Genomic DNA, 21,362 nt, shown 5'->3' on the forward strand with positions numbered 1-21,362 from the left:
GACCCCGCAGTGTCGACGGGACGGATGTACACCGCTTACATCGCCGGCCGTGACGTCGTCCTCCAGCAGGTCGTCCGTCCCGCTGTGGCCCCCCTCTCGGCGGATCTGTTCGTCCAACAGTCACCGATCCTCGGCCGTTGTGCTCTTGCGGGCCCGGACGAGGTGCGCGCTGCTACCGCTGCGGCCGTGGCGGCGGCACCGCTGTGGGCCGGTGTGCCACCGGCGGACAGGTTCACGCTGGGACCGGTCTTCTGCCGCAGGTTGGCGGATGCCGCCGGGGAGTTCACGGCCCTGCTCGTGGCCGAGGGCTGCCCGAGGCGCATCGCCGACTGGCTCCTCGACAGCATGCTCGGGATGTTCGACGCCGAGTCGTGCCGCTGGTACCTCCGCCTGGTGCGGCACGAGTGGCGCGACGGCGACCGGCGGTTGGTCCTGCAGCACCACCCCGACGGGGTGCTCGCGATCAACCCGCCCGGCAACGCACCCGCTTTCAGCGCGGCGACTGCGGCGCTGCACGGGCTCATGGCCGGCAACGCCGTCGTCGTCCGCATACCCCGGCGTTTCCCGTCGAGCACGACGTTCCTGCTGCGCCACGTGCTCGTGCCGAGTCTGGAGGACGTGCACGCCCCACCCGGGACGCTGAACTTCTTCTGCAGCGGACCAGATCCCGTGCTCCGGCAGTGGCTCGACGATCCTGGCGTCGACGACATCGTCTACTACGGCAACAGCGAGCGCGGTCTGAGCTTTGAGCGCGCGTGCCTGGACCGAGGGAAGAAGGCCGTGCTCGAGCTGTCGGGCAACGACACCGTCGTCGTGTGGAAGGACGCCTCGATCCCCGACGCGGTCGAGTCCCTGGTGACGGCTTTTCACGGATCCGGTCAGATGTGCGTCGCGCCGAACCGCGCCGTGGTCCACCCCTCGGTGGCCGATGAGCTCGTCGAGGCGCTGCGCCTGCGGGTGGCCGAGATCAAACCCGGCAGACCGGAGGACAGCACGACGCTGCTCACCCCTGTTCCCGGTGACGCGTACATCGCCGTGCTGAGGGAAGCACGGGCCGCCGGAGCGGTCCTGGTGTGTGGTGGCAAGCGGTTGACCCTCGCCGGCACACCGCACTCCGACGGGCCCTTCCTGGAGCCCACCCTGCTCCGGGTCGACGGCCTGAGTACCGCAGCGGACCTGAGTGCGGTCTGCGAGGAAACCTTCTTCCCCCTGCTGTCGCTGGTCGTACCGCACCCGGAGGCTGACGACGAGCGTCTGCTCTCGGACGTGATCGGCTTCCTCAACCGCAACCGCTACGGGCTGCGCAACTCCCTGTGGACCGGTGATCCCGGTGTCGCCGAGCGGTTCGTGGCCGGTGTCCGCAACGGAGCCATGCTCAAGGTGAACCAAGTGCACCTCGACTTCGTGCACCTGCTGCCCAGCCACGGCGGTACGGGCCGGTCGGGGGGCGTCCACGGGGAAGCGGCGTACATGTTCCTCAAGACCAGCCACCTGCAATCGGCGGTGTTCGGCCCGTGACCCCGGCGCGGTCAGAACCGCAGACCCCCGTCTACCCGCAGCACTTGGCCGGTGATGCCGGTCGCCCGATCCGAGACCAGGAATCCCACCACGGCAGCGACCTCTTCGGGGGTGCCGAACCGACCCATCGGGATGAGCGGCTTCCACCTGTCCTCGTAGTGCCGGGTGGCGCTGGTGCTGATGAAGCCGGGGGCTACGGCGTTCACCCTGATTCCGAACCGCCGCAGTTCCTTGGCCAACGACAGGGTGAAGCCGGTGAGCGCGGCCTTGGACGAGGCGTAGTTGACCTGTCCGGCGTTGCCGTCCAAGCCCACCACCGACGACAGCGTCACCACCGCGCCACCGCGCCGGCTCATCAGGTCGGGCATCACTTCGCGCGTCACCCGAAACGCCCCGGTGAGGTTGACCTCCAGCACCCGGTGCCACGCTTCGTCGCTCATCCGGGTCAGCCACGCGTCCTGCATGACCCCCGCGTTGTTGACCACAACGGAGGCGGGCCCCAGGGTGTCGCGCGCCCGCTCGACGAACCGCCGCACCGAAGCGGTGTCGGTCACGTCGCATCGCGCGCTCAGCACGGCTGTGCCGAAGCGTTCCGCCTCGGCGACCGTCCGCGTCGCCGACTCGTCGTCGGACTCGTAGCAGAAGGCGACGTCGTAGCCGTCACGAGTCAGAGCGGTGACCACCGCACGGCCGATACCGCGTGAACCACCGGTCACCACGGCCACCCGACGGCTCATGGCGCAACCGGGCCCGAGACGTCCCCGGCCGTGGTGGGCACGGAGATGTAGCCGCGCCGGAGGGCGACCAGCACCGCGGTCGTCCGGTCGGTGACGGACAGCTTGGTGAACAACGAACTCAGGTAGTTCTTCACCGTCTTCTCCGACAACCCGAGGCATCGGGAGATCCGGCGGTTCGACTGCCCCAGACCCAGCAGTTGCAGAACCTGCCGCTCACGCGGGGTGAGGTCGTCGGCGCGCTTCCTGGCCGGCTTGGGCACCGGTTCCGCTGCCGCGCAGATCCGGCCGGAGGGGTGCCGCTGCGCCGGGATTCCCGATGAAACGTCCAGTCCGATCCTCCGGGCCCGCACAGCGGTGGCGGCCAACTCCGCTCCGGCTCGGTGCTGGTCTGCCATCCATTGGACCCTGGCGAGGGTCTCCTGAAGCGTCTCCTCCATGTGGCTGGACACCGCCTGCAGGAACCGAGGGGGCATGGGGTCGCGATTCTGGCCGAAGTGCAACCACCCCAGGCACGACGCGAGTTCCTCCCGGCTCCAGCCGTGCAGGTCGGCCCGAAATTCCAAGTCGTGCACCACGTCGCCCGTGGTCAAACCGTTGATGTCCAGCCACCGCTGGAAGGCGGGCGAGGTGGAGCAGGCAAGTTGCTCGGACTCTGAAGCGGAGTTCAAGTCGCCCATGAACGAGTCTCCACGTCGACAGTTGCGCTTCGTGGTTCTGTGGTAACAGAATGTAGCATATGGCGATGCCTCGGCGCTGTGGGCCGGAAGGTCGAAAGAGCTGCTCCGACGTGCTGTCCAACGGTCGACGTCGACCTCCGGTGACGAACTCCGGTGGTGCGCGAGGTGCGGCAGGACTCCCTCTGCGTGGCGAGAAGTGCCGTCGCTGTGGTCCCGCGTCCGCGTGCTGTGGGCAGCTCGCCCCGACGGCAACGGATGGGCATCGCCGCCTCCGCCGTGACGAATCCGCCGGGACGCACGGGCGTGCCCTGTGCGCAGGCGACCGGCAGACGGGACGACCGGCGGTGGTGTTCGTGCCGGCCCTCGGTGTCCCAGAGGATTTGATGAACGTCGCGAGCGAATGCGGGAAGTGGACGCGGTCGGTCCTGCTCGACGTGCTCGGCCCGGCTGGTCGTGTCGACCTGCCCACCTTCGCGACCGCTGTGGCGGAGTGGTTGAAGGTGACGGCGGACGCACCCGTCGTGCTGGCAGGCCACTCCACAGGGGCACAAGCCGCCTTGCACGCCGCCGTCCAGATGCCGGGAGCGGTGCGGGCACTGGTCCTGATGTCGCCGACGTTCCCGCCCCACCTGCGGCAGGTTCCGGCCCTGCTGCGCGCCACCTTCCGCAACGTGGCGCACGAGTCGCTCGGCGTGTGGAGAGCCGTCCTGCCGGGGTGTGTGAGGATCGGTGCGGTGACGTTGTTCCGGTTACTGCGGTCGGCGCAGCACGACCAGCCGGAGGCGACCATCGCCGACGTGAGGTGCCCGGTGCTGGTCGTGCGAGGAGAACAGGACCCGTTCTGCCCGGAACCCTGGGCCACGAGGCTGAGCAACACCGCTCGACGAGGTCAGTGCGTGAACGTCCCCGGAGCGCACGGCTTTCCTCACCAGCACGGCACAAACACCAGTGCGCTCATAGCCGAGTTCACCGAGAGGTGCACCTGACCGGGTGTGCGGGTCCGTCCAAGAGAAATCTCCCAGGCGCGGACACGGTCCGATCATCTTCATGGTCGGACCCGCCGTCCCACTGGGGAACACGACGACAAGTGACCAGGATGGGGCTCGCCGCTCCCACTCGCGCGGCGGCCGACTCGATCCAGTCGAACTCGGCGTCGCCGTAGGACTGAACCGTGCTCTTCGGCCTTGTGGCGCGGCGGGACAGTTCACCGGCCGCCGGCCCGATCCGCAACCGGGCGTCACCCAGCAGCAAGCCGCCGACCAACGCGACATCGGGATACGGACTGGCTTGGTGTCGTCGTCTCACCGAGACGACGGTGAGCGCGTCCACATCCCGCGGAGATTCATTTCGCCGACCAGTCGGCATCCGGCGATGCCAAGCCGGGCACTGGGCGAAGCGGTGGTCGGGGATGTCGCCTGGTGCCCGGGACGATCCGCCGGAGCCGTTGATCGTGTCGTCGTCAAGCGCGGGTGAAGTCGGCGACGATCTCGTCGAGGCATCGTTCGACTACTGCGGCGATGGTCAGCGCCGGGTTGACGGCGGCTGTGGAACCGGGCATGAGGGCACCGTCGAGGCAGTACAGGCCGCTGTAGCCGCGCAACCGGCCGTAGGGGTCGGTGCTCTTGCCCAGTACGACGCCACCGACGGGATGCACGACGATCGGAAGGCTTGGTCGGTCGGGTATCACCGGGTGTGCGCCGGGCATGTACCGCGCGACGTGGCGGACGAGGTCGTTCACGGCGTGTCGGGAGGTTGTGTCGTATTCGGCCTTCCAGTTCAGCCTGGTCTTGCCGTCCGCTGTCATCGTCCACTGTCCGAAGTGGTCGGAGATCCCCATTCCCAGACAGGTGAGCAGTCCCGGGCCGACGGGGAAGGGCATGGGTGAGTGCATCACGCCGGCCGTGCCGCCGGAGTTGCGCACCAGGACTGCCGCAGGGCCGCCCTGCGGCGCGCCGACCGGCATCGAGGATGTCCTGATCATGGTCATGTGATCGCCGTTGGAGCCCCAGCCCTTCCCGACGGATTCGTGCAGTTTCGGCAGGGCACCGGTCTCGCGGGCAGTGAGCAGGATTCGCGGTGTGTGGACCCCGGCGGCGAGGATCAGCCTGTCGCAGACGAACACCGGGCGCTCGACGGCTGTTCCGCTCTCGTCCAAGCGCTCCGCGACCACGCGGTAGAGGCCGCTGCGGTCCTGGGACACGTGGATCACCCGGTGCAGCGCCCGCACCGTGGTCTTGCCGGTGGCCTCGGCCCGCGCGAGGTATGTGCGGTCCACGCTCATCTTCGCGCCACTGTCGCAGCCGGTGAAGTGGTACTGGCCGATGATCGCCGAGGGAACCTCGGTGCCGTCGAGTTCGCCTCGGACGGTGTCGAAGTCGAAATTGCCCACGATGGTCTCGGCCGAGAGCCCCGAGCGTTGCGCCGCGAGGCCCCACAGGCGGTTCGAACGATACGGCTTCCGGTCGAGCAGGTCGTCGGGGAACGGGCCGGCCACCAGGCGCTCGCGTGCCCGGGGGTAGTAGACGCGGTCGAGCTCGTCGTAGTCCAGTTCGGGGGGGAACAACCGCCGGAACGGGCCGGGACGGGGCTGGGCGAGCACACCTCCGTAGACCAGGGTCCCACCGCCGACCCCCGCGCCGCTGACGATCACGACACCGTCCTGGGCGTCCACGTCCAGCAGCCCGGTCGAGCGCGGCAGCACCGCCGAGAGCGTACGGCGGAGCAGGTGCGACAGCGGACCGCGTGCCGGCGGCAGCGGGGTGTGGTCGTCGTCGAGCCACACCAGTCGGCTGTCCGGGGAAGGAAACGCGGGGAAGGTGTCACCGGCAGGTGTGACCGGCCAGCGCCGGCCCCGTTCGAGGACCACGTTCGGCACACCGGCCTCCGCGAGGCGGAAGGCCGCGATGCTTCCGCCCACACCCGACCCGACGATCACGACCCCGTGCCGCTCCTTGTTTTCGGCCTGCCCACGACCGACGTACGCCGGTGCGGCGCTCTGGGCGGTTTCCGCCGCTTCGGTCCGGCCGCGCACTCCGGTGGCCGGTGCGTCCGCTGTGCCGTGCGCCCGCGTTTCGGTGGCTGGGCCGGCATCGTTCACGGTTGTCCTCCCTGGGCGGGGTTCGCGCAACCGATCGGCGATGTGGGTTCCAGGTCGTCGCGGACGAACGAACCGAGTGCTTCCACGAACTCTTCGTGGCTGTCCAGATAGGAGACGTGCCCGGCCCCTGCCAGGAGGGTGAAGCGGCCGGCCGGGAGTCGGCGTGCCGCCGACCAGCCCTGCCACAGGGGGAAGAGCCGGTCGAAGCCGCCCCAGATGACGAGGGTCGGCACGTCGATTTCATGCAGGCGGTCGACCACGCTGACGCTCTCGCGTTGGCCGGTGATGTCGGCGTTCTCCCTGAAAACCTTGAGCGCGGTCCGCAAAGCCTGTCGTGATCGGGCCAGCCGGAACTGGGCCGCCCAGGTCACAAGGGGGATGCGCCAGGGCTGACGCAGCAGCAGGTTGCTGGAGAGGGTGAACGCGAGGGCACCGCCGGGGAGGGAGACGAAGGCGGATGCCAGGTCGGCCACGGGCTCGGGCAGCAGGGCCAGTGCGATGGCCGCCGGGTTGACTGCCCGGCCGAGGCCGGAGGCGTCGACCAGCGTCAGTCTGCTGACCTTGGGTGGGTCTTGCAGGGCCAGTTCGGCCACCACGAGCCCGCCGAAGGAGTGGCCCACCGCGATGACGGAATCCACTTCCACGGTGTCGAGGAAGTCGCCGACGAAAGAGGCCATCGCAGCGGGGCGTACGTCCGGCTGCGGGCTGGTACCGCCCAGGCCGGGCAATGCCAGCGCGATGACCCGGTGTGTGAGGGCGAGTTCGTCCATGACCGGGAACCAGCCCCGGGGATCGGTTCCGACTCCGGGCACCAGCAGGATCACCGGGCCCTCTCCTGCTTCGTAGAAGAGGGTGGAGAGCCCTCTCACCAGGACCCGTCGCTTGGTCGGCTTCCGGTCGTTCATGTGATTCCTCCTCGTGCTGTGCGAGACGGCCACGGGCTCGGAGCTCCCGCCACGCGGACTCCTGGACCAGAGGCGAGGTGCGGTGGCGCGGTCAGGTGAAAGCCAGGTCGTCCGTCACCGAATCCCGCCCGGCGAGCCACATCCCCAGGGCCTCTCTGGTCCCGTGGGCTTCCCGTGCGCACGGTGAGCGGGTTCCGATCTCGGGGTATCCGTCCGTGGGGACCAGTCGGTAGCGCAGGATTCGCAAATTGGTGCTCAGGCTCAGCAACGCTCCGTCCCAGAGGATGAAGGTGGGCACGGTGGCCGGGAGGTCCCTGCGCAAGCCCAGCCCCCGCACGATGTCCTGATGGTGGATGGCGAGGTCTCCGAGGGTGATCACGGCACCGATCCGGCTGGACAGGGACGGCCGGTCCGCCCACGTCCGGGCGCGGGCCATCAACCCGTTCCGCGTCAGCCGGCGGGCCCGCTCCACCTGTTTCCGGTTGGCCGCGTGGAAGAACGGGCCGCAAGAGAGGTAGGTGCCCGCGAACCTGTCCACGGACAGGAGGTGTCCCAGGACGTCCCGGGGCGACCACTCGGCGCACAACGTGCGACCGGACTCGAACGCGTCGTCGGACAGTTGGTCCAGCGTGACGATCAGACGACGCCGCTCCGCGCGCAATTCCTGTTCCAGGGGCAGTTCCACCGCTTCGCCCTTCTGTCGGCTCGTCGGTCTGGGGGGTCTCGGGCCTCGCAGCCGGTTCGCGGCCACGGTTTCCTGATGCCGTCGAGTGGGGCGGGTCAGCAGGTGACCAGTGCGTGGAGGCTCTGTTCCAAGCAGTGGTGCAGGAGGTCGGTGTCCGTGACGGCGGCGGGGTCGAGGTTGGTCCCGATCACACACGTCCCGTCGTGCGAGGCCATCGACATGTTGGCCGCGGCACCGCCTCTGGGAGCCCAGGCCACCGCGTTCACCACGTGGGCGCCTGCGGCGAAGGTGGTGCCGGAGAACCCGGGAACGCTGGTGGCCACGATGTCGACCGCGCCGCGCAGAACAGGGGCGATGACCAACCGGTGGACCAGGGCCGGGATCCAGGAGCCGAGGTCGGCCACAATGGTGTGCACGTCGCGGACCAGAGCGTCGCGGGCCTCGGTGATCGCGTCGTGCACGGCTGCCATGCGCGCCGCGGCCGGCATGTCGCCGATCGGTCCCGCGATGCGCACCGAGGCGACGATGTTGCCCGCGCCGGTCTCGGAGGGCTTGCGGATGTTCACCGGCACGAGAGTCGGCACACTCCTGTGACTGATCCCGTGGCACTCGTGGTAGCGGTGCAACGCGTCCAACACCGTCGCGATGTAGGCGGATGTCACGGACACACCGGCGGCTTTGCCGGCGGCCTTGAGATCGCTCAGGGGAACGGTCACCAGGCCGTTGCGGATCGCGGCGCTGCGCCCGTGCAGCAGCGGCGACGGCGTGACGGGCTGGATCAGTTGCGCGGCGACCCGGCCGGCGAGGCGGACGCGGTCCCGGACGGCGTGTGGTGTGGTCAGCCACCGTGCGGTTTCCCGCAGGAGCGTTCTCGCACCGCCGCCGAGGCCGTGGGCCGCCGAGGACAACGGCAGGCGTGTGCTGGGAGCCGTGGGCCGGACGGCGTGCCCGCCGGGAGGCTGCGGTTGGCCGCGGAAGGCCGTCCGCGCGGTATCGGCGAGCAGCCTGCTCATGACCGAGACGATGGCGACCGCGTCACCGATGCTGTGATGCCACTTGAGCAGGATCGCGGCCCGGTCCTGTTCGTAGTCCTCGACGAGCGTGGCCTCCCAGGGCGGGTGCAGGGGGTCGAAGTCCGCGCCGTTGCGCCACTCGACGAGTTCGAGGAGATCGCGCGGGCCGGCCGGCTCCGCGAGCCGCATCCGGTGGACGTGCCGGGTGAGGCGGAAGTGCGGATCGGGCACCCACGACGGGGTTCCGGCTGCCACCGGTGTGTCGACCACCCGGTGGGTGAGCCGGGGAAGCTTGGCCACGACCCACTGGCAGCCGCCGAGGAACGTGTTCCAGTCCGGCGTCCTGTCGAGGTACCAGAGCCAGGTGACGTGCGGACGGGTCATGGGATTGGCCCCCAGGCGCCAGAAGAACGTGTCGGTGCCGTTCATCGGGCCCGGCGAGGACCACCCGGCCACCGCCCGGGTTCCGTGCATGATCGCTCCTCCGGCGGGGGTGTCGCCTGTGCAGTGCTCCTGGGGCGGATTGGTCATGGGAGGCCCACCAGTTCTTCGGACCGCTCCCACACGACCTGTTGCAGGCCGGTCCGGAAGCGGTGCGGTGCGGGCGGCAGGAGAGCCGCTCCGGGCGTCGTGGAGTAGAAGCCGCCGCTGCGGCCGGCGAATCGGGGGTCACCGGCGAGCCGCAGGGCGTGCTCGGCGCCTTCACGGGCGTTGCGCACGAGCGGGGTCCGTTCCGCCAGGGAGAACAGGCGTGCGCCCATCGGTATGTTCCGGACGAGCCCGGTGGCCACCAGGCCGGGGCAGAAGGCGTTGGCGGTGATGCCGCACGAGGTCCACCTGCGCGCGATCTCCTGTGTGACGAGCACGTTGAGCAGCTTCGAGCGGGCGTAGACGCCCAAGGAGCCGATCGGACCGTACGAGCCCGGCTCGGCGAAGGTCCGGGGATCGAGGCGCAGCACGCTCCGGTGCGATTCGGAGGCGACCACCACGATCCGCGAGGGTGCCGCCCGCTCCAGCAGGTCCGCGAGGAGGTTGGTGAGCAGGAACGGGCCCAGGTGGTTGGTGGCGATCATCCTGTCGAACCCGTCGGCGCTCACCGCGGGCCGCAGATCGTGGATACCGGCGTTGTTGACCAGGACGTCGAGGCGCGGCAGATGCCCGTGCACCTCCTCGGCCACCCGGCGCACGTCCCGCAACACCGACAGGTCCGCCACGAGCATCCGGACCGCGGCGGATGGGTTTTCCCGGCGCAGCCCGGCCAGCGTCGCCTCGCCCCGTGCGCGGTCGCGGCAGATGAACAGCAGGTGCGCGCCCGCCGTGACGAGTCCCCGGGCGATCTCCTTGCCGATGCCCGAGGTCGCGCCGGTGACGACGCAGTACTTGCCTTCCATGGTCCTCCGTCAGGTCGCTGTCCGCACCAGTTCGACGCCGGACACCGCCAGCAGGAGTCGGCCGGTGGGAGTGACGGCTCGGTAGACGCCGTCCGGTCCGACCGACACCACGAGCCCGTGCCCGTGACGACGCAGCAGGTCGTGGTCGTTGGCACCCTGGGTGTGCAGGTCGACGCGCGAGATCGAGCGGGGCACGGTCAGGGGGCGGTCAGGTGCACCGGCGGGACGCAGGGCGCAGGTCCTCAACGCGGCGCACATCAGCAGCGCCGGTGTCGTCATCGTTCGCAATCCGGGATACCCCGCCAGTTCGGGGGTCCACTCGCCGCGCGCGGAGGAGCCGTCCGTGACGCAGTTCGAGAGGTTGCGGAACGGGCCGCGCAGCGACACCGAGGCATCCGCAACGGCGTACGGGTCGCGGGCGGGCCGAGGCGCGGCGAGGACGGGCGGGTGCCACAGGGGGGCGTCCGGCAGGGGGTGCCGGGCCAGCACCACCTCTGTTCTGAAGTGGCGCAGTCCTCCCGGGCGCATCCGGCCGTCCGGGCCGAGGGTGTCGGAGTGGATGCCGACTGCCACCGCTGTCCTGGACCCGTCGCCGGACCGGTGCCCGGCCAACCGCGCCCTGATGCGCAGGGGAGCGGGTCTGCGCCGGCTGAACGGGCGGATGAAGGTGTCGAACCGGGCGTCCCGGAAGCCTGTGGTGAACGTGCCGGGAACCAGCGCTTCCGCAGCCTGCGCGGCGAGGTCCAGGATGAACGTCGCGGGCACCGTCGGTTTTCCGTTGACCAGGTGGTCTTGGAGGTGGGGTTCGCCGTCCGGAGACATGAGGTGCGTCCATTCCCCGGCAGGCTCCGGATCGCGCGGCAACGACCTCCAGGACGGCCACAGGCGGCTCGCGGGAAGTGGGGGCGGCTCGTCGTGGACCAGGCCGGGGAAGTGGTGCCGGAGTCGGTCTCTTTCCGTGCTCCCCAGGTAGACCGACGTGCCCCCTTCCCGTGCCGCGACCGCGAGCTCACCGAGGAACTGCGCGGTGCCCTCGGCGGTCGACACGGGGGTGAACTGCGCCTGGCGGGAGACGTGTTCCTGGTACAAATCACCGGCTCCCATGCCTGTCTGGCGCCACATCGTGAAGCCGACGGTGATCTCCTCGGTACCCGTGGCCGTCTCCGCGGCGGCTTCCAGGTAGGCGTTGCCCGAGGCGTAGTCCGTGTCGCCGGGCGCGCCGGCGGATCCCGAGTACGACCCGGTGTTGCACCACAGGGATGGTTGCCCCGGACCCAGCGCCGCCCTGAGGTTGAGGTGGCCGAGCACCTTGGTGTCCCGCACCGCCCTGAACACGCCGAGCCGTTTGCTCTCCAACAGGGTCGAGGCCACCTGCCCGGCTGCGTGGACGACGAAGTCGACCCGCCCCTCGGCCCGCAGCACCTGCCCGACCGCCTGCCGGACCGAGTCCTCGTCCCGGATGTCGCATGCGAGGTAGTGCACCCGCTCCTCACCGAACCTGTCCTTGAGCGCTCGGAGGGTGAGGCGCAGCCTGCGCTGCTTGCGCAGGGCGTCCGCACGGGCGGTCACCGACTTCGGCGTCAGATCGGGCAGGATCTCGCGCAGACGGCGGATGAGGTCGGAGCGGGTACCTGCGAGCTGTTCGTCGCCGATGCCGTCGAGCTCCGGGAACGGGGACTCCTCGGTGCGGCCCAGCAGCCACAGACTGGGGCGGGCGTGGTGGGCGAGGGCTTCGAGCAGGGCTTGGACGATGTCACCCGCCCCGCCCGTGATCAGACCGACGGATGCGTCGGTCAGCGGCAGCCCCGAGGTCGGAGCGGAATCCGCGAGGGGCACCGGGTGCAGCGCTTCGGTCCACCGCCTGCCCTGGAGGTGGAAGACGGCGGCGGGAGGGAGCGGGCGGATGGCGCGTTCCCGTGCCGCGCGTCCGAGCAGGCCCGGTGTCACGGGCTCGTCAGTCGTGAGCGTGAAGGCGATGGTGTCCGGGCGTTCCCAGCGCAGGCTCTTGACGAACCCGTCGAACAGCGAGGCCGTCGGGTGCCCGGTCCGGTCACCCGGGGCACCGCCCAGCAGGACGGCCAGCGAGCTCTCCGGCCGCCAACGCGGCCACAGGCGTTGGGTGATGAGGAAGACCGCGTCGTGCAGGGCGAGGGCCTGTGGAACGGAGAGAGCCGCCAGGTCTGCCAGCACCGTCAGGTGAGGCGCTGCCGAGTCGACCGCGGCGAGCACCTCGTCCATCGCTGCCGAGGGCAGAGGTGTGCCGCCGCTGTCCGGCAGGTCCACGACGAGTGAGTCGCTGCCGTACAGGTCTTCCTGCATCGTGGCACCGACTTCCGGAGAGGCCAGGAGCACGACGCCTCGACGGGGAAGCGACGGTGACGAGGGGACGTCGGCTGCACTGCGGTGAGGCGCTGCGCCGGCCACGAGCAGCTTGCGGTAGCGACAGGTCAGACGTTCGAGTCCTCCGTCGTCCCGCTCCGCGTGCGCCGTGTCGGCCGGCTCGGCCAGCAGGGCCGTGTCCTGGTGCTCAGCGGGCAACCGCACGGGCAGGGCTTTCCGCTCCACCGCACGCAGGAGGGCCAGGGCGTGATCGGCCGCCAGGTAACTGCGGTCCTGCGTCGTCGGCGGTCCCGATGGAGCGGCGTCGAAGGACAACCGGGCGAGAACCGGCAGTCCACGTGCTTCGGCGGTACGGCTCGTCGTCACGGCCAGCAGGAACGCGCCCTCGCCCGAGGGCACCGGCCCGAGGCCCGTCAGGACGGCGTTCTCGGGCGTCCCGTTGCCGTTGACAGCCACCACCAGGGCCAGGTCCAGTTCACCGGTCCTGAGGTAGCGGTGGGCCACTCGCAGGGCCGCGAGCGTGCCGTCCCTCCCGGCGTCGACCGCCATGCACGGACCGTGCAGGTCGTATCGGGCCGCGATGCGGGAGGCGATCACGTTCGGCAGCACGCCCGCCTGCGAATCCTCGGTTGTCTCCGGGAACCGCCGGCGGATCGCCTCCAAGTTCCGCGCCACGTGGGAGAACGCCGGATCGGTGTGGTGCCGGTCGAGCAGCCAGGTCGCGTCGTGGGCGTAGCAGCGCACTGCCGTCCCCACCAGCCCGCGCGGCATCCCCGTGTGCGCGGCGATCACTCCCGTCGTCTCCCGGACGTCGGCCCAGAGTTCCCCGTGTTCTGCGGCGAAACGTGCCGCGACCTGCAACGCCATCAACTGGCACGGGTCGACGACCGGGATCGTGCGCCCCGCCATGCGGACGTCGGTCTGCGCCGGTGCCGGGTAGGGCCGGGGGAAGACGGCTTCCGGTGGAGGTGACTCGCCGCGCAACCAGTCACGGACCGACGTGGTGGACGGTTCGCCGGGCAGGTGGGCCGACCAGGCGACCAACACCTGCGGTCCGTCGTCCGGCCGGACCGGCGGACCGGAGCGCAGCCCCTCGGCGTCGAGGCGGTCGGCCACCAGCAGGTGGGCGTTGGTGCCGCCGAAGCCGAAAGCCGACACCCCGACGGTGCGGGAGCGGTCCTGCCTGGGTGGGAAACGCACGGCTCTGCGCGGGACCCGGACCTGCGCGGCACCTGTCCCGGTCCCCGGCTCCTCCGCGCCGAACTGCCCGGGTATCCAGCCGTTGCGCAGGGCCAATAACGCGTGCACGAGGGACAGGACGCCGGCGTTCCACCCAGTGTGGCCGAAGACGGGTTTGTTGCTGCTGCACCACTGCCCGGAATCGGCACCGAGCGCAGTCAGGACCTCGGACTCGACGCCGTCTCCTGCCGGTGTGCCGGTCCCGTGCGCGACGACCCAGTCGATTCGGTCCGCCTCCACCCCGTTGACCGTCCGCGCTCGCTGGATGGCGCGTTGCTGACCGGCGGGGTTGGGAGCCGAGATGGACTTGCCACGGCCGTCCGCAGCACCGCCGAAACCGAGGAGCACACCGAGGACGGTGTCGCCGTCCTCGCGCGCCCTCCGCAGCGTCTTCAACGCCACAAGCCCGGCCCCGTCGCTGAACAGCGTTCCGTCCGACGCCCCCGTGAACGCCCGGACCCGTCCGCGAGGGGAGAGCCCGCTCAGCTTGGCGAACATCACCGCCATGGTCGGATCCACCACGTTGACGCCACCGCAGTAGGCGATCTCGCACTCACCCGCGAGCAGGGCCTTGCTGCCGAGGTCGACGGCGTAGAGCGAGGAAGCGCACGCGGTGTCGACCACGAGGGCCTCGGCCACCCTCTCCTCCAGACCCGCGAAGGCGGCACGCACCACGGCGTCGGGGCCGGCGGCCAGGTCGAGCGCCACCGCGTGCCGGTAGTGGTCGAGCAGAGCCGCTCGAACCCTGCCCACGTGCTCCTCGCCCGGTGCCGATCGGGCGAGGAGTTCCACCAGCACCGACTCCACGAGGCTCTGGCTGCCTCCGGGCCACGCGCCGACGTAGGCACCACAACGGTAGCCGGGTCCGACCCGCACACCGGACCGCGCCTGCAAGACCGTGTGCCGCAACCAGCGGACCGCGTCGTCACGACCGGGACCGGAGTCTTCCTCCGCTTCCCGCAGGGCGGGGTGGGGACGGAAGTCGTGCAGGTAGCCGGCGCGGCGGGCGTAGGTCCGGTCCGGCTCCTGCCGGTCCTGGGACCAGAACCGGCTCAGCTCGAAGCGGTCACCCGGTTCGCTGAAGACGTCGCGCCCGCCGTTGACCGTCCGCCACAGCTCGCCGGGGCTGCACGCACCCGGTGCCGCGATGCCCATACCCACCACGACGACCACATCGGCCTCGTCCGGCACCGTCATCGGCGCTGCTCCTCAACCAGTTCGGCGATCTTCTCCAGCGTGGTCGCGCGGACCCGCCGCTCGGCCGGCGGTTCGGCCAACCCGTACTGCTCGCGCACCCGCTGGAACAGCGCGAGTTGTTTGGCGGAGTCGACACCCAGGTCCGCCTCGAGGTCGATGTCGGAGGCCAGCATCTCCACCGGGAAGTCCAAGTCCTCCGCGTACATCCGGGCCAGCTCGGAGAGCACGTCGGCGCGGGCGGGCAGTGAGTCCTGCCCGGAAAGAGCCACCGCGTGGGGGGACTCCCGCGCTTCGGGCACAACGGCCTCGTCCGGGCCGTGCCGGTCGGGGAGGGGGTTCCAACTCACCGGGAAGCCCGCGTCGTCGAGGGCGGCAACGATGCTCGCCACGTCACCGCGACTGGGCAGCAGTGGGACCGCGCGCACGGACGGGGGCAGCGAGGACCTGACGATGCCGGTCAGCGCCTGTCGCGCACCGGCCTCGATGAACGCCGTGGTGCCCGACCGGAACAGCGAGAGCAACGCGTCGTAGAAGCGCACCGGTGCCACCATGTTGCGGGCGATCACCTCCCGCACATCCGCGACGGTGCGCACGTGCCTGCCCAGGACCGGGGAGAACACCGGCACACGTGGCTCGGCCGGTCGCAGATCCGCCGTCGAGTCGCGGAAGATGTCCGCAGCGAGGTGCAGCACGGGGTTGTGGAAGGCGTATCCGGCCCGCAGCCGGGTAGCCCGCAAGCCCAGCCCGGTCGCCACCTCCTCTGCCGCCCGCAGAGACGCCGAGGGGCCGGACACGACCGTCTGCCCCGGCCCGTTGTCGATCGCCAGGCGAAGCCCTGGATCGTCGAGCAAGCCCACCAAGTGCTCGGCGCGCCACGCGGGCACGTCCAGCGCCAGCAGCCCGCCCTCTGCCGGGTCGGCCCGACGGAAAGCCTCCGTCCGGGTGCACGCCATGCGGGCGACGTCGGCGACCGAGACCGCTCGCGCGGCCGACAGCGCGGCGAACTCGCCGAAGCTGTGGCCGACCAGCACATCGGCCCGCAACCCGAGCCCGGACAACACCTCGAAAGCGGCCGCATTGATCGCGTAGATCGCCAAATCCAGTTGATCGCTGTTTTTGGTGAGAAGCTCGTCCAACGGAACCGCGTCCCGATCCAGCACCAACGGTGCCACGGCCCCGAAGCCGCGCTCGGCAGCCACCGCGTCGATCGTTTCGAGTATCTCGACCGCCTTGGGGAAGTGTCGTACCCGCTCAGCGAGCACCCCGGGCAGGTAGGCACCCTGGCCTGGAAACAGAACCGCCAACCGTGAGGACACGGTTATCCTTCCTCTCCGGAACAAAACGAACTACCGCTCTCCGTGCCGACGAGCTCCTGATCGGCGTTATTCTCGGCGATGGCGACGGCGTGCCGGGAAACCCGGCAGGTGCACTGATGTGGGCGAACAGCACGACGACGGTGAACCGGTGGTCCGTCCTGGAACCGGTCACGCCGCGTCCGACTCGTGCCATGGCTCGCCCACCGGATCTACAACGTCGATCGCCTCCTCCGCAGACCTGCAGCGATGCCGCAGTCGCGGGTTCCCGACGCAGCAGGCGGAAGCGTGCCGATCCGGTCATCTTCCTTCCGGCTTGACCGTCCTCCATCCGACTTGGCATCAGCGCATCATCGATTACAAGCAGAACCCTTCGGCTCCATTGCGGGCACGTACCGCCTTCGAGCGGTCATCCGTCTCGTGCAGTACGGTTCCACACCGGGACACAACGGACGGTAGTACGTGACATCAATGCCGGAAACAGCCGTAAGGGTTAAACGGCCGAATCGCAGCGGATGGCCGCCGGAAAATGATCACTACACTCCGTGACAGTTATTGCACGCCTTCGGCTGCCGGACGGATGACCGGCGCAGCGGTGTACGCCAACAAGGGGCGGCTCCTGTCGCAGCAGATACGGTCCTGTTCGGGCGGCAGTGCAGAATGTCGGTGCATTCCAGGCCGGAAAACATTGAGTGGTCATCCGGAATACTGCGACGAGTGGGCGACGTATTCGACAGAGCAGCATCGCGGTGCGACCAGATCGATCACCGGGCTGTGGCGGCGTGCGCAACCCGGTCCAGGAGTCGCTGCCCAACGCCGAGAACGCCAGCACGGCGTCTGATCCTGCCCGGAGCTTGGCACTTCGTGATCCACATCGGCTACACCCTGCGCGGCGGGACGGCGAAACACGGCAGTATCCGCTGGAGGGCGGCGTTTCCCGGCGGTGGTGTAGGGGCGATGGTGGTTGTAGTGCACGTTCCAGACCGCCAGGGCGTCGGTGCGGTGTTGTTCGCTGGTCCAGATGCGGGCGTAGGGGAATTTCTTGCCCAGGATGCGGTTGTGGCGTTCGACTTTGCCGTTGTGGCGTGGGGGTGTAGGGGGTGATGCGCTGGTGGCGTGCTCCGCGCAGCACGGTGGCGAAGTCGTGGGCGCGGTGGCAGGAGCCGTTGTCGGTGACCACGCGGTGGATGCGGGTGATGCCGTGGGCGGCGAAGAACGCCCGTGCGCGGTGGGTGAAGCCGATCGCGGTGACGGCTTTTTCGTCGGGCAGGGCTTCGGCTTCGGTGTAGGCCAGGCGGGAGAACCCGTCGACCGCGGAGTGCAGGTAGGTGTAGCTTCGCTGCCTGCCGGTGGCGGTGTTTTTGGTGCGTTCGACCTGTTTGGCCTGCTCGCTGCCCCGGCCGTGGACGCGCCGGCCGCCGCCGTCGGGGATCACCCCGACCTTCTTCACGTCCAGGTGGACCATGTGGCCGGGCCAGCGGGCCACGATCCGCTGCGGCAAGCGGTTGTTCTCCCCGGTGGGGTCGAGGAACCGGCGGCGGCCGGGCCCGAGGTGGGCCGGGTGCCGCCCGACCGTGCGCACCGAGACGGTGATGCCGTCGTCGGCGAGTTCCAGGGCGATGCGGCGGGCCGAGTACTTGTTTGCCCGGCGCAGCCGTTCGATTCGGACCACGACCTCGGCGGGGGTGGCGGTGGGCTGCCGGTGCGGCGCGCTGGGGCGGTCGGCCAGGCCTGCTTCGCCGAAGCGGCGATGGCGGTTGATCCACTTGGAGGCGCACTGGCGTGAGATGCCCATCTCCGCCGCGACGTGGGCGACGGGGCGGGTCTGGCAGCGTTGGACGAGGCGGTGGCGGCCTTCGACGGACAGCGGGGCGTTACGGTGGAGCACGGCCGGGTCTTTCTGCTCGGCGGATGTGTTGGTCGCACTTCTCATCCTGCCGCCGAAAGACCCGTCCCTCGTCTCAGGCCCTACCAGCCGTCACCAACGTCATGACCCGCAACACCCAGTCTTCGAATCGTGGGTGACGGTTCGCCGGTGAACCTGACGGCCTCGCACGTGAAGTGGCGGTCTGGGTGGCGGGGCCTGGGCCGGGGAAGGAGAGGTTCAGCGGTCGCTGATCCGCCGAAACTCACCCCACCTGGTGTCCTGCTGGACCCAGATCGCCTGGTACCGGTCGAACATCTCGTTCATCTTGGCGACGTCGACGCGGTCGGCGGGCGTGGCCGCGAGGTAGTGACTGACGTCGTCGCGCAGTCGGTGGAACCGGGACAGCGACTCCTCCATCAGCACCCACAGGGACCGCCAAGCGAAGTACGGCTCCAGCACGGCGAACACCGTGGTCAGCGCCACAAGGGAGAACGCGAGGCCGGTCCAGAAGTCCAGGTCCTGCCAGCCCAGGATGATCGTGGCGGTCGCGGACATCATTAACAGGCCCACCTTGAGCATGATCGCCCGGCGCCTGAACCGGGCCGCGCGCACCCGGCTGTACTCGGCGGCGCGGTCGATCCGCTTCACCAGGTCCAGCGCAAGCTCATGCGGGCTCGGACCTGACGTGACGGGTGGCTGTTGCGGCTCGTCCACGCCCGTCACCCGATCGAGGGCCGTAGGTGGTGGAATCGTGCCGGGCGAGGGCGGGGCACAGTTCGACCACGTCGCGGTCACGGCGCTTGCCCAAGCGCTCGTGCGGCGCTGGTCGTCGGGTCGGCCGGCGGCCGGGTGCCCCTGGCAGCACACCCAACTCCGGCATACGGCGCATTCTCCCGGCTGGTCTCCACCCGCCCCCAACGACCCGAACGGTAGGGCCGAACACCCGAAGCGTGGCCCGAAACCAGGTCCGGAATCCGAAGAGTCGGAGAGGTCCGGACACGGTGGCTGTCCTGTCCGGCCGAAGTCGGCGGGTTGGGGCATCGTTGACCTGCGGTCCACCAACTGGGTCCGGACGACGGTGGGTTGCGGTGTCCGGACCTAGTTGGCGGATTCCGTGAGTGGGCCTGGTTCCGGTCTTTGAGGTGGTGTCGGCGCTTCTTCGGGCGCTCTCGGGGCAGTTCAGAGCTGTCTCACCAAGTACCTCTACGCCCGGCCCAGAACTCGGCGGAGGAACATGTTCACCCCAGGTGGAGGGCCAGCCGTGCGGACAGATCGGCAACCTCGTCGAGGCCTCCGCGCTTCGAGCCCGGCCACGCCGCACTATCCATCCACGAGCACTGCTCTGGGGTGTTCTGGTAGCGGGCAAACAGGTGCTGGTGGAAGTGAGCGACACTACGGCCGACGATCGCGGAGAAAACGAACTCGGGACCAAGCTCGGCCCGCAGGCCACGAGCAGCCCTCCAAGCTGCTCTGGCGATGGCCACAGCCTCGACTTCGGTCAGCGCATCCAACGACGGGGCGTGGCGACGGCTTTCCACGAACAGATACCCCAGGACGGTCGTTCCGTCGTTTCCCACGGGTCGGTGGGACACGATCACGTGTTCGTCAGCCCAGACCCGGTGACCGACCAGCGGGCCTTCCCCACGATGCTTGGCGCAGATCAGGCACTCTCCAGTCATGCTTTCAGGCTATGCGTCTCGGCTGTCATGAGACACCGGGACAGTAGAGAACCCGACGCCCAACTCGGTCGCCTTAACGTGCTGACGCTCGGCCAGTGTCGTGCTGTGAGGGTCATAACCGGGTCGCGGGACCGCACCGGGCCCAGCTCCTGGCGGCCGACCGGCCTGCACTTCGATCAAGTGGTCACGCCAACGTTCAGCCTCGGCGACGATCTTGGCGGACAGGGCGTCCAGCAACCCGAACGGCTCGACCGCGGGCAACCCAGGACCGTCGAGGACCGCGAAGTCCGTGGCCGCCATCAGATGCCCGGCCAGCACCACCTGCTCCTGCCTGCGTCCGCGCGCAACCGGACCGTCGAGCCTGCGAGCCCCACCACCAAGTGCTCGTCGCCGTCGTACGCGATCCGGTCGCCGACCCTCAGAACCGCCCCTGCGGAGATCACCAGCCCACCGCCTCGGCCGTCGCGACGGCCTCAGGGTGCAGCGGTTGGTCCAGGTCGGTGTGCAGCTCACGCCGCCAGAGCAGGTGGAACAGCACCGGCAGCACCGCGATCGGATCGCCGATCTCCTCGACCCCGTCCAGCAGCCCGGCCGGGGCGGTGAAGGCCGCGCGCAGCGCCGCGGCGACGTCATCGAGGCAGTGGCGGTGATGGCGGTAGCCGGCCAACCAGCGCACGTTCGCCAGCAGCGTCCGCGGCGGGCTGCCGACGACGTCATAGTCCCAGCCCAGCGCCTCGCAGGCCTTCCGCGTTGCGTCGAAGCGACTCGGTCGCGTGGTTTGATCCGGTCCGCCGCGCGGACATCGAGCACCAGCGCGGACCTGTCGGCACGACGGGCGAAGTAATCCGGGGCGTGCGACCTGTGGGGTGTCAGAACTCTGCGCTGAATCGCTGAGCTGCCGTGATCGTACGTCGTGAGCCACAGGGCTTGATCGTGAGGTGTGGCGCTACGACTGCTTCGCGAAGATCATGTTGCGGTGCGCGGAAGGCGTTGCCAACAAGCAGGTCGCGTCCGATCTGGGTGTCGACGAGTCCACTGTGGATCGTTGGCGGGCAAGGTTCGTCGCACGCCGGGCCGGCCCCTCGGCCGTCAGCCCACCACCATCGGGATAGCGCACCTACCGCACCCATCGGCCGCAGTCAGCTCGACACGCCGCGACCTAATCCCTGACGATTCAATCCCTGTAGTTGGCGTTGCAGGACGGTGATCTGGTGTCGTAACGCCAGGATTTCCAGGTTCTTGTCCCGATCGCTCATGGGTGATAGGCGTAGCAACGCGAACGCGTTGGTCACGCCCAGGTGGGCCAGTCGGAGCGGCATGGCCGGTCATCATGCCGCGTCAGGCGACGTCACCGCGTGTCGGTAGCCGCAGGTATTCAGCACCTCGACCCCTCGCGACCTGCATGGATGAGGTTCTCGGCAGGCACAGGTACAGGCACAGCAGTCGCAGTGCCGCGCGATCGTGCCTCTACTGCGCATGGTGCGCGATCACCGGCTCAGCGTCCAGGTGCAGAGTTCTGGGACGTCACAGGGCCCTTACGCGGTGACCGCATGCCGCGACGATGCCTCCGCCACGACAGGGGTCCCGCAGTGGCCATAACGGCACTTTGCGGGACGACACCCACCTTGGGTTGGCCCGCCAGTTGCGTTGGCACCTCCCCAGACCAGCCGCGTGCGGTGATGTGCGGGCCCGTCCAGCCGAAAT

16 protein-coding genes and 1 pseudogene are annotated in these 21,362 nt (G+C 69.6%); 3 read left to right on the plus strand and 14 right to left on the minus strand.

Translation table 11 applies throughout. The features are described 5' to 3' along the window. Positions 1–24: 24 nt before the first annotated feature. On the plus strand, positions 25–1,518 hold the full coding sequence (locus AB0G01_RS31925; protein WP_360953441.1) for an aldehyde dehydrogenase: 1,494 nt from the start codon (positions 25–27) through the stop codon (positions 1,516–1,518). Positions 1,519–1,529: 11 nt separating this feature from the next. On the opposite strand, the gene fabG is transcribed toward AB0G01_RS31925, so the two are convergent. Next, positions 1,530–2,255 carry a 3-oxoacyl-ACP reductase FabG gene (gene fabG, locus AB0G01_RS31930; protein ID WP_360953444.1) on the minus strand — a complete coding sequence of 242 codons (726 nt, stop codon included), beginning with the start codon at positions 2,253–2,255 and terminating at the stop codon, positions 1,530–1,532. Then, complete coding sequence (locus AB0G01_RS31935; RefSeq protein WP_360953447.1) at positions 2,252–2,932, minus strand: response regulator transcription factor; 681 nt, start codon at positions 2,930–2,932, stop codon at positions 2,252–2,254. The genes fabG and AB0G01_RS31935 overlap by 4 nt, the downstream gene beginning before the upstream one ends. Positions 2,933–2,997: 65 nt before the next feature. Here AB0G01_RS31935 and AB0G01_RS31940 point away from each other — a divergent pair, with 65 nt between their 5' ends. Further along, complete coding sequence (locus AB0G01_RS31940) at positions 2,998–3,918, plus strand: alpha/beta hydrolase (protein ID WP_360953450.1); 921 nt, start codon at positions 2,998–3,000, stop codon at positions 3,916–3,918. A gap of 473 nt (positions 3,919–4,391) precedes the next feature. Here the strand turns inward: AB0G01_RS31940 and AB0G01_RS31945 are convergent, their stop codons facing one another. From AB0G01_RS31945 to AB0G01_RS31995, 11 genes and pseudogenes are all read right to left on the minus strand, one after another. Continuing rightward, positions 4,392–6,029, minus strand: a complete 1,638-nt coding sequence (locus tag AB0G01_RS31945) for a GMC oxidoreductase (protein ID WP_360953453.1) — start codon at positions 6,027–6,029, stop codon at positions 4,392–4,394. Next, the gene (locus tag AB0G01_RS31950; RefSeq protein ID WP_360953456.1) at positions 6,026–6,934 is read right to left on the minus strand and encodes an alpha/beta fold hydrolase; all 909 of its coding nucleotides are present in this window, start codon (positions 6,932–6,934) and stop codon (positions 6,026–6,028) included. Before AB0G01_RS31950 ends, AB0G01_RS31945 begins: the two co-directional genes overlap by 4 nt. Positions 6,935–7,025: 91 nt before the next feature. Beyond that, positions 7,026–7,619, minus strand: a complete 594-nt coding sequence (locus tag AB0G01_RS31955) for a maleylpyruvate isomerase family mycothiol-dependent enzyme (RefSeq protein WP_360953459.1) — start codon at positions 7,617–7,619, stop codon at positions 7,026–7,028. Between the two features lie 95 nt (positions 7,620–7,714). Further along, positions 7,715–9,106, minus strand: a complete 1,392-nt coding sequence (locus AB0G01_RS31960; protein ID WP_360953462.1) for a wax ester/triacylglycerol synthase domain-containing protein — start codon at positions 9,104–9,106, stop codon at positions 7,715–7,717. 53 nt (positions 9,107–9,159) lie between these two features. Then, positions 9,160–10,023, minus strand: coding sequence for an SDR family NAD(P)-dependent oxidoreductase (locus tag AB0G01_RS31965; protein ID WP_360953465.1), 864 nt, complete (start codon positions 10,021–10,023; stop codon positions 9,160–9,162). A gap of 9 nt (positions 10,024–10,032) precedes the next feature. Beyond that, positions 10,033–14,799, minus strand: coding sequence for an SDR family oxidoreductase (locus AB0G01_RS31970; RefSeq protein WP_360953468.1), 4,767 nt, complete (start codon positions 14,797–14,799; stop codon positions 10,033–10,035). Further along, the gene (locus tag AB0G01_RS31975; RefSeq protein WP_360953471.1) at positions 14,796–15,998 is read right to left on the minus strand and encodes an acyltransferase domain-containing protein; all 1,203 of its coding nucleotides are present in this window, start codon (positions 15,996–15,998) and stop codon (positions 14,796–14,798) included. Before AB0G01_RS31975 ends, AB0G01_RS31970 begins: the two co-directional genes overlap by 4 nt. Positions 15,999–17,030: 1,032 nt before the next feature. Continuing rightward, positions 17,031–18,000: pseudogene (locus AB0G01_RS31980) on the minus strand (IS481 family transposase); the annotation flags it as partial. A gap of 216 nt (positions 18,001–18,216) precedes the next feature. Beyond that, complete coding sequence (locus tag AB0G01_RS31985; protein WP_360953474.1) at positions 18,217–18,627, minus strand: SLATT domain-containing protein; 411 nt, start codon at positions 18,625–18,627, stop codon at positions 18,217–18,219. Between the two features lie 590 nt (positions 18,628–19,217). Further along, positions 19,218–19,658 carry a histidine triad (HIT) protein gene (locus AB0G01_RS31990; protein ID WP_360953477.1) on the minus strand — a complete coding sequence of 147 codons (441 nt, stop codon included), beginning with the start codon at positions 19,656–19,658 and terminating at the stop codon, positions 19,218–19,220. A gap of 439 nt (positions 19,659–20,097) precedes the next feature. After that, positions 20,098–20,580, minus strand: a complete 483-nt coding sequence (locus AB0G01_RS31995) for a TnsA-like heteromeric transposase endonuclease subunit (protein ID WP_360953480.1) — start codon at positions 20,578–20,580, stop codon at positions 20,098–20,100. A 46-nt stretch (positions 20,581–20,626) separates the two neighbouring features. On the opposite strand from AB0G01_RS31995, the gene AB0G01_RS32000 reads away from it, so the two are divergent. Further along, on the plus strand, positions 20,627–20,770 hold the full coding sequence (locus AB0G01_RS32000; RefSeq protein ID WP_360953560.1) for a helix-turn-helix domain-containing protein: 144 nt from the start codon (positions 20,627–20,629) through the stop codon (positions 20,768–20,770). 27 nt (positions 20,771–20,797) lie between these two features. Here the strand turns inward: AB0G01_RS32000 and AB0G01_RS32005 are convergent, their stop codons facing one another. Next, a complete protein-coding gene (locus AB0G01_RS32005; protein WP_360953483.1) occupies positions 20,798–20,977 on the minus strand; it encodes a hypothetical protein in 180 nt (59 codons plus the stop codon). Between the last annotated feature and the right edge of the window lie 385 nt (positions 20,978–21,362).

The sequence above is a fragment of the Actinosynnema sp. NPDC023587 genome, from assembly GCF_040640215.1.
Taxonomy (GTDB): domain Bacteria; phylum Actinomycetota; class Actinomycetes; order Mycobacteriales; family Pseudonocardiaceae; genus Actinosynnema.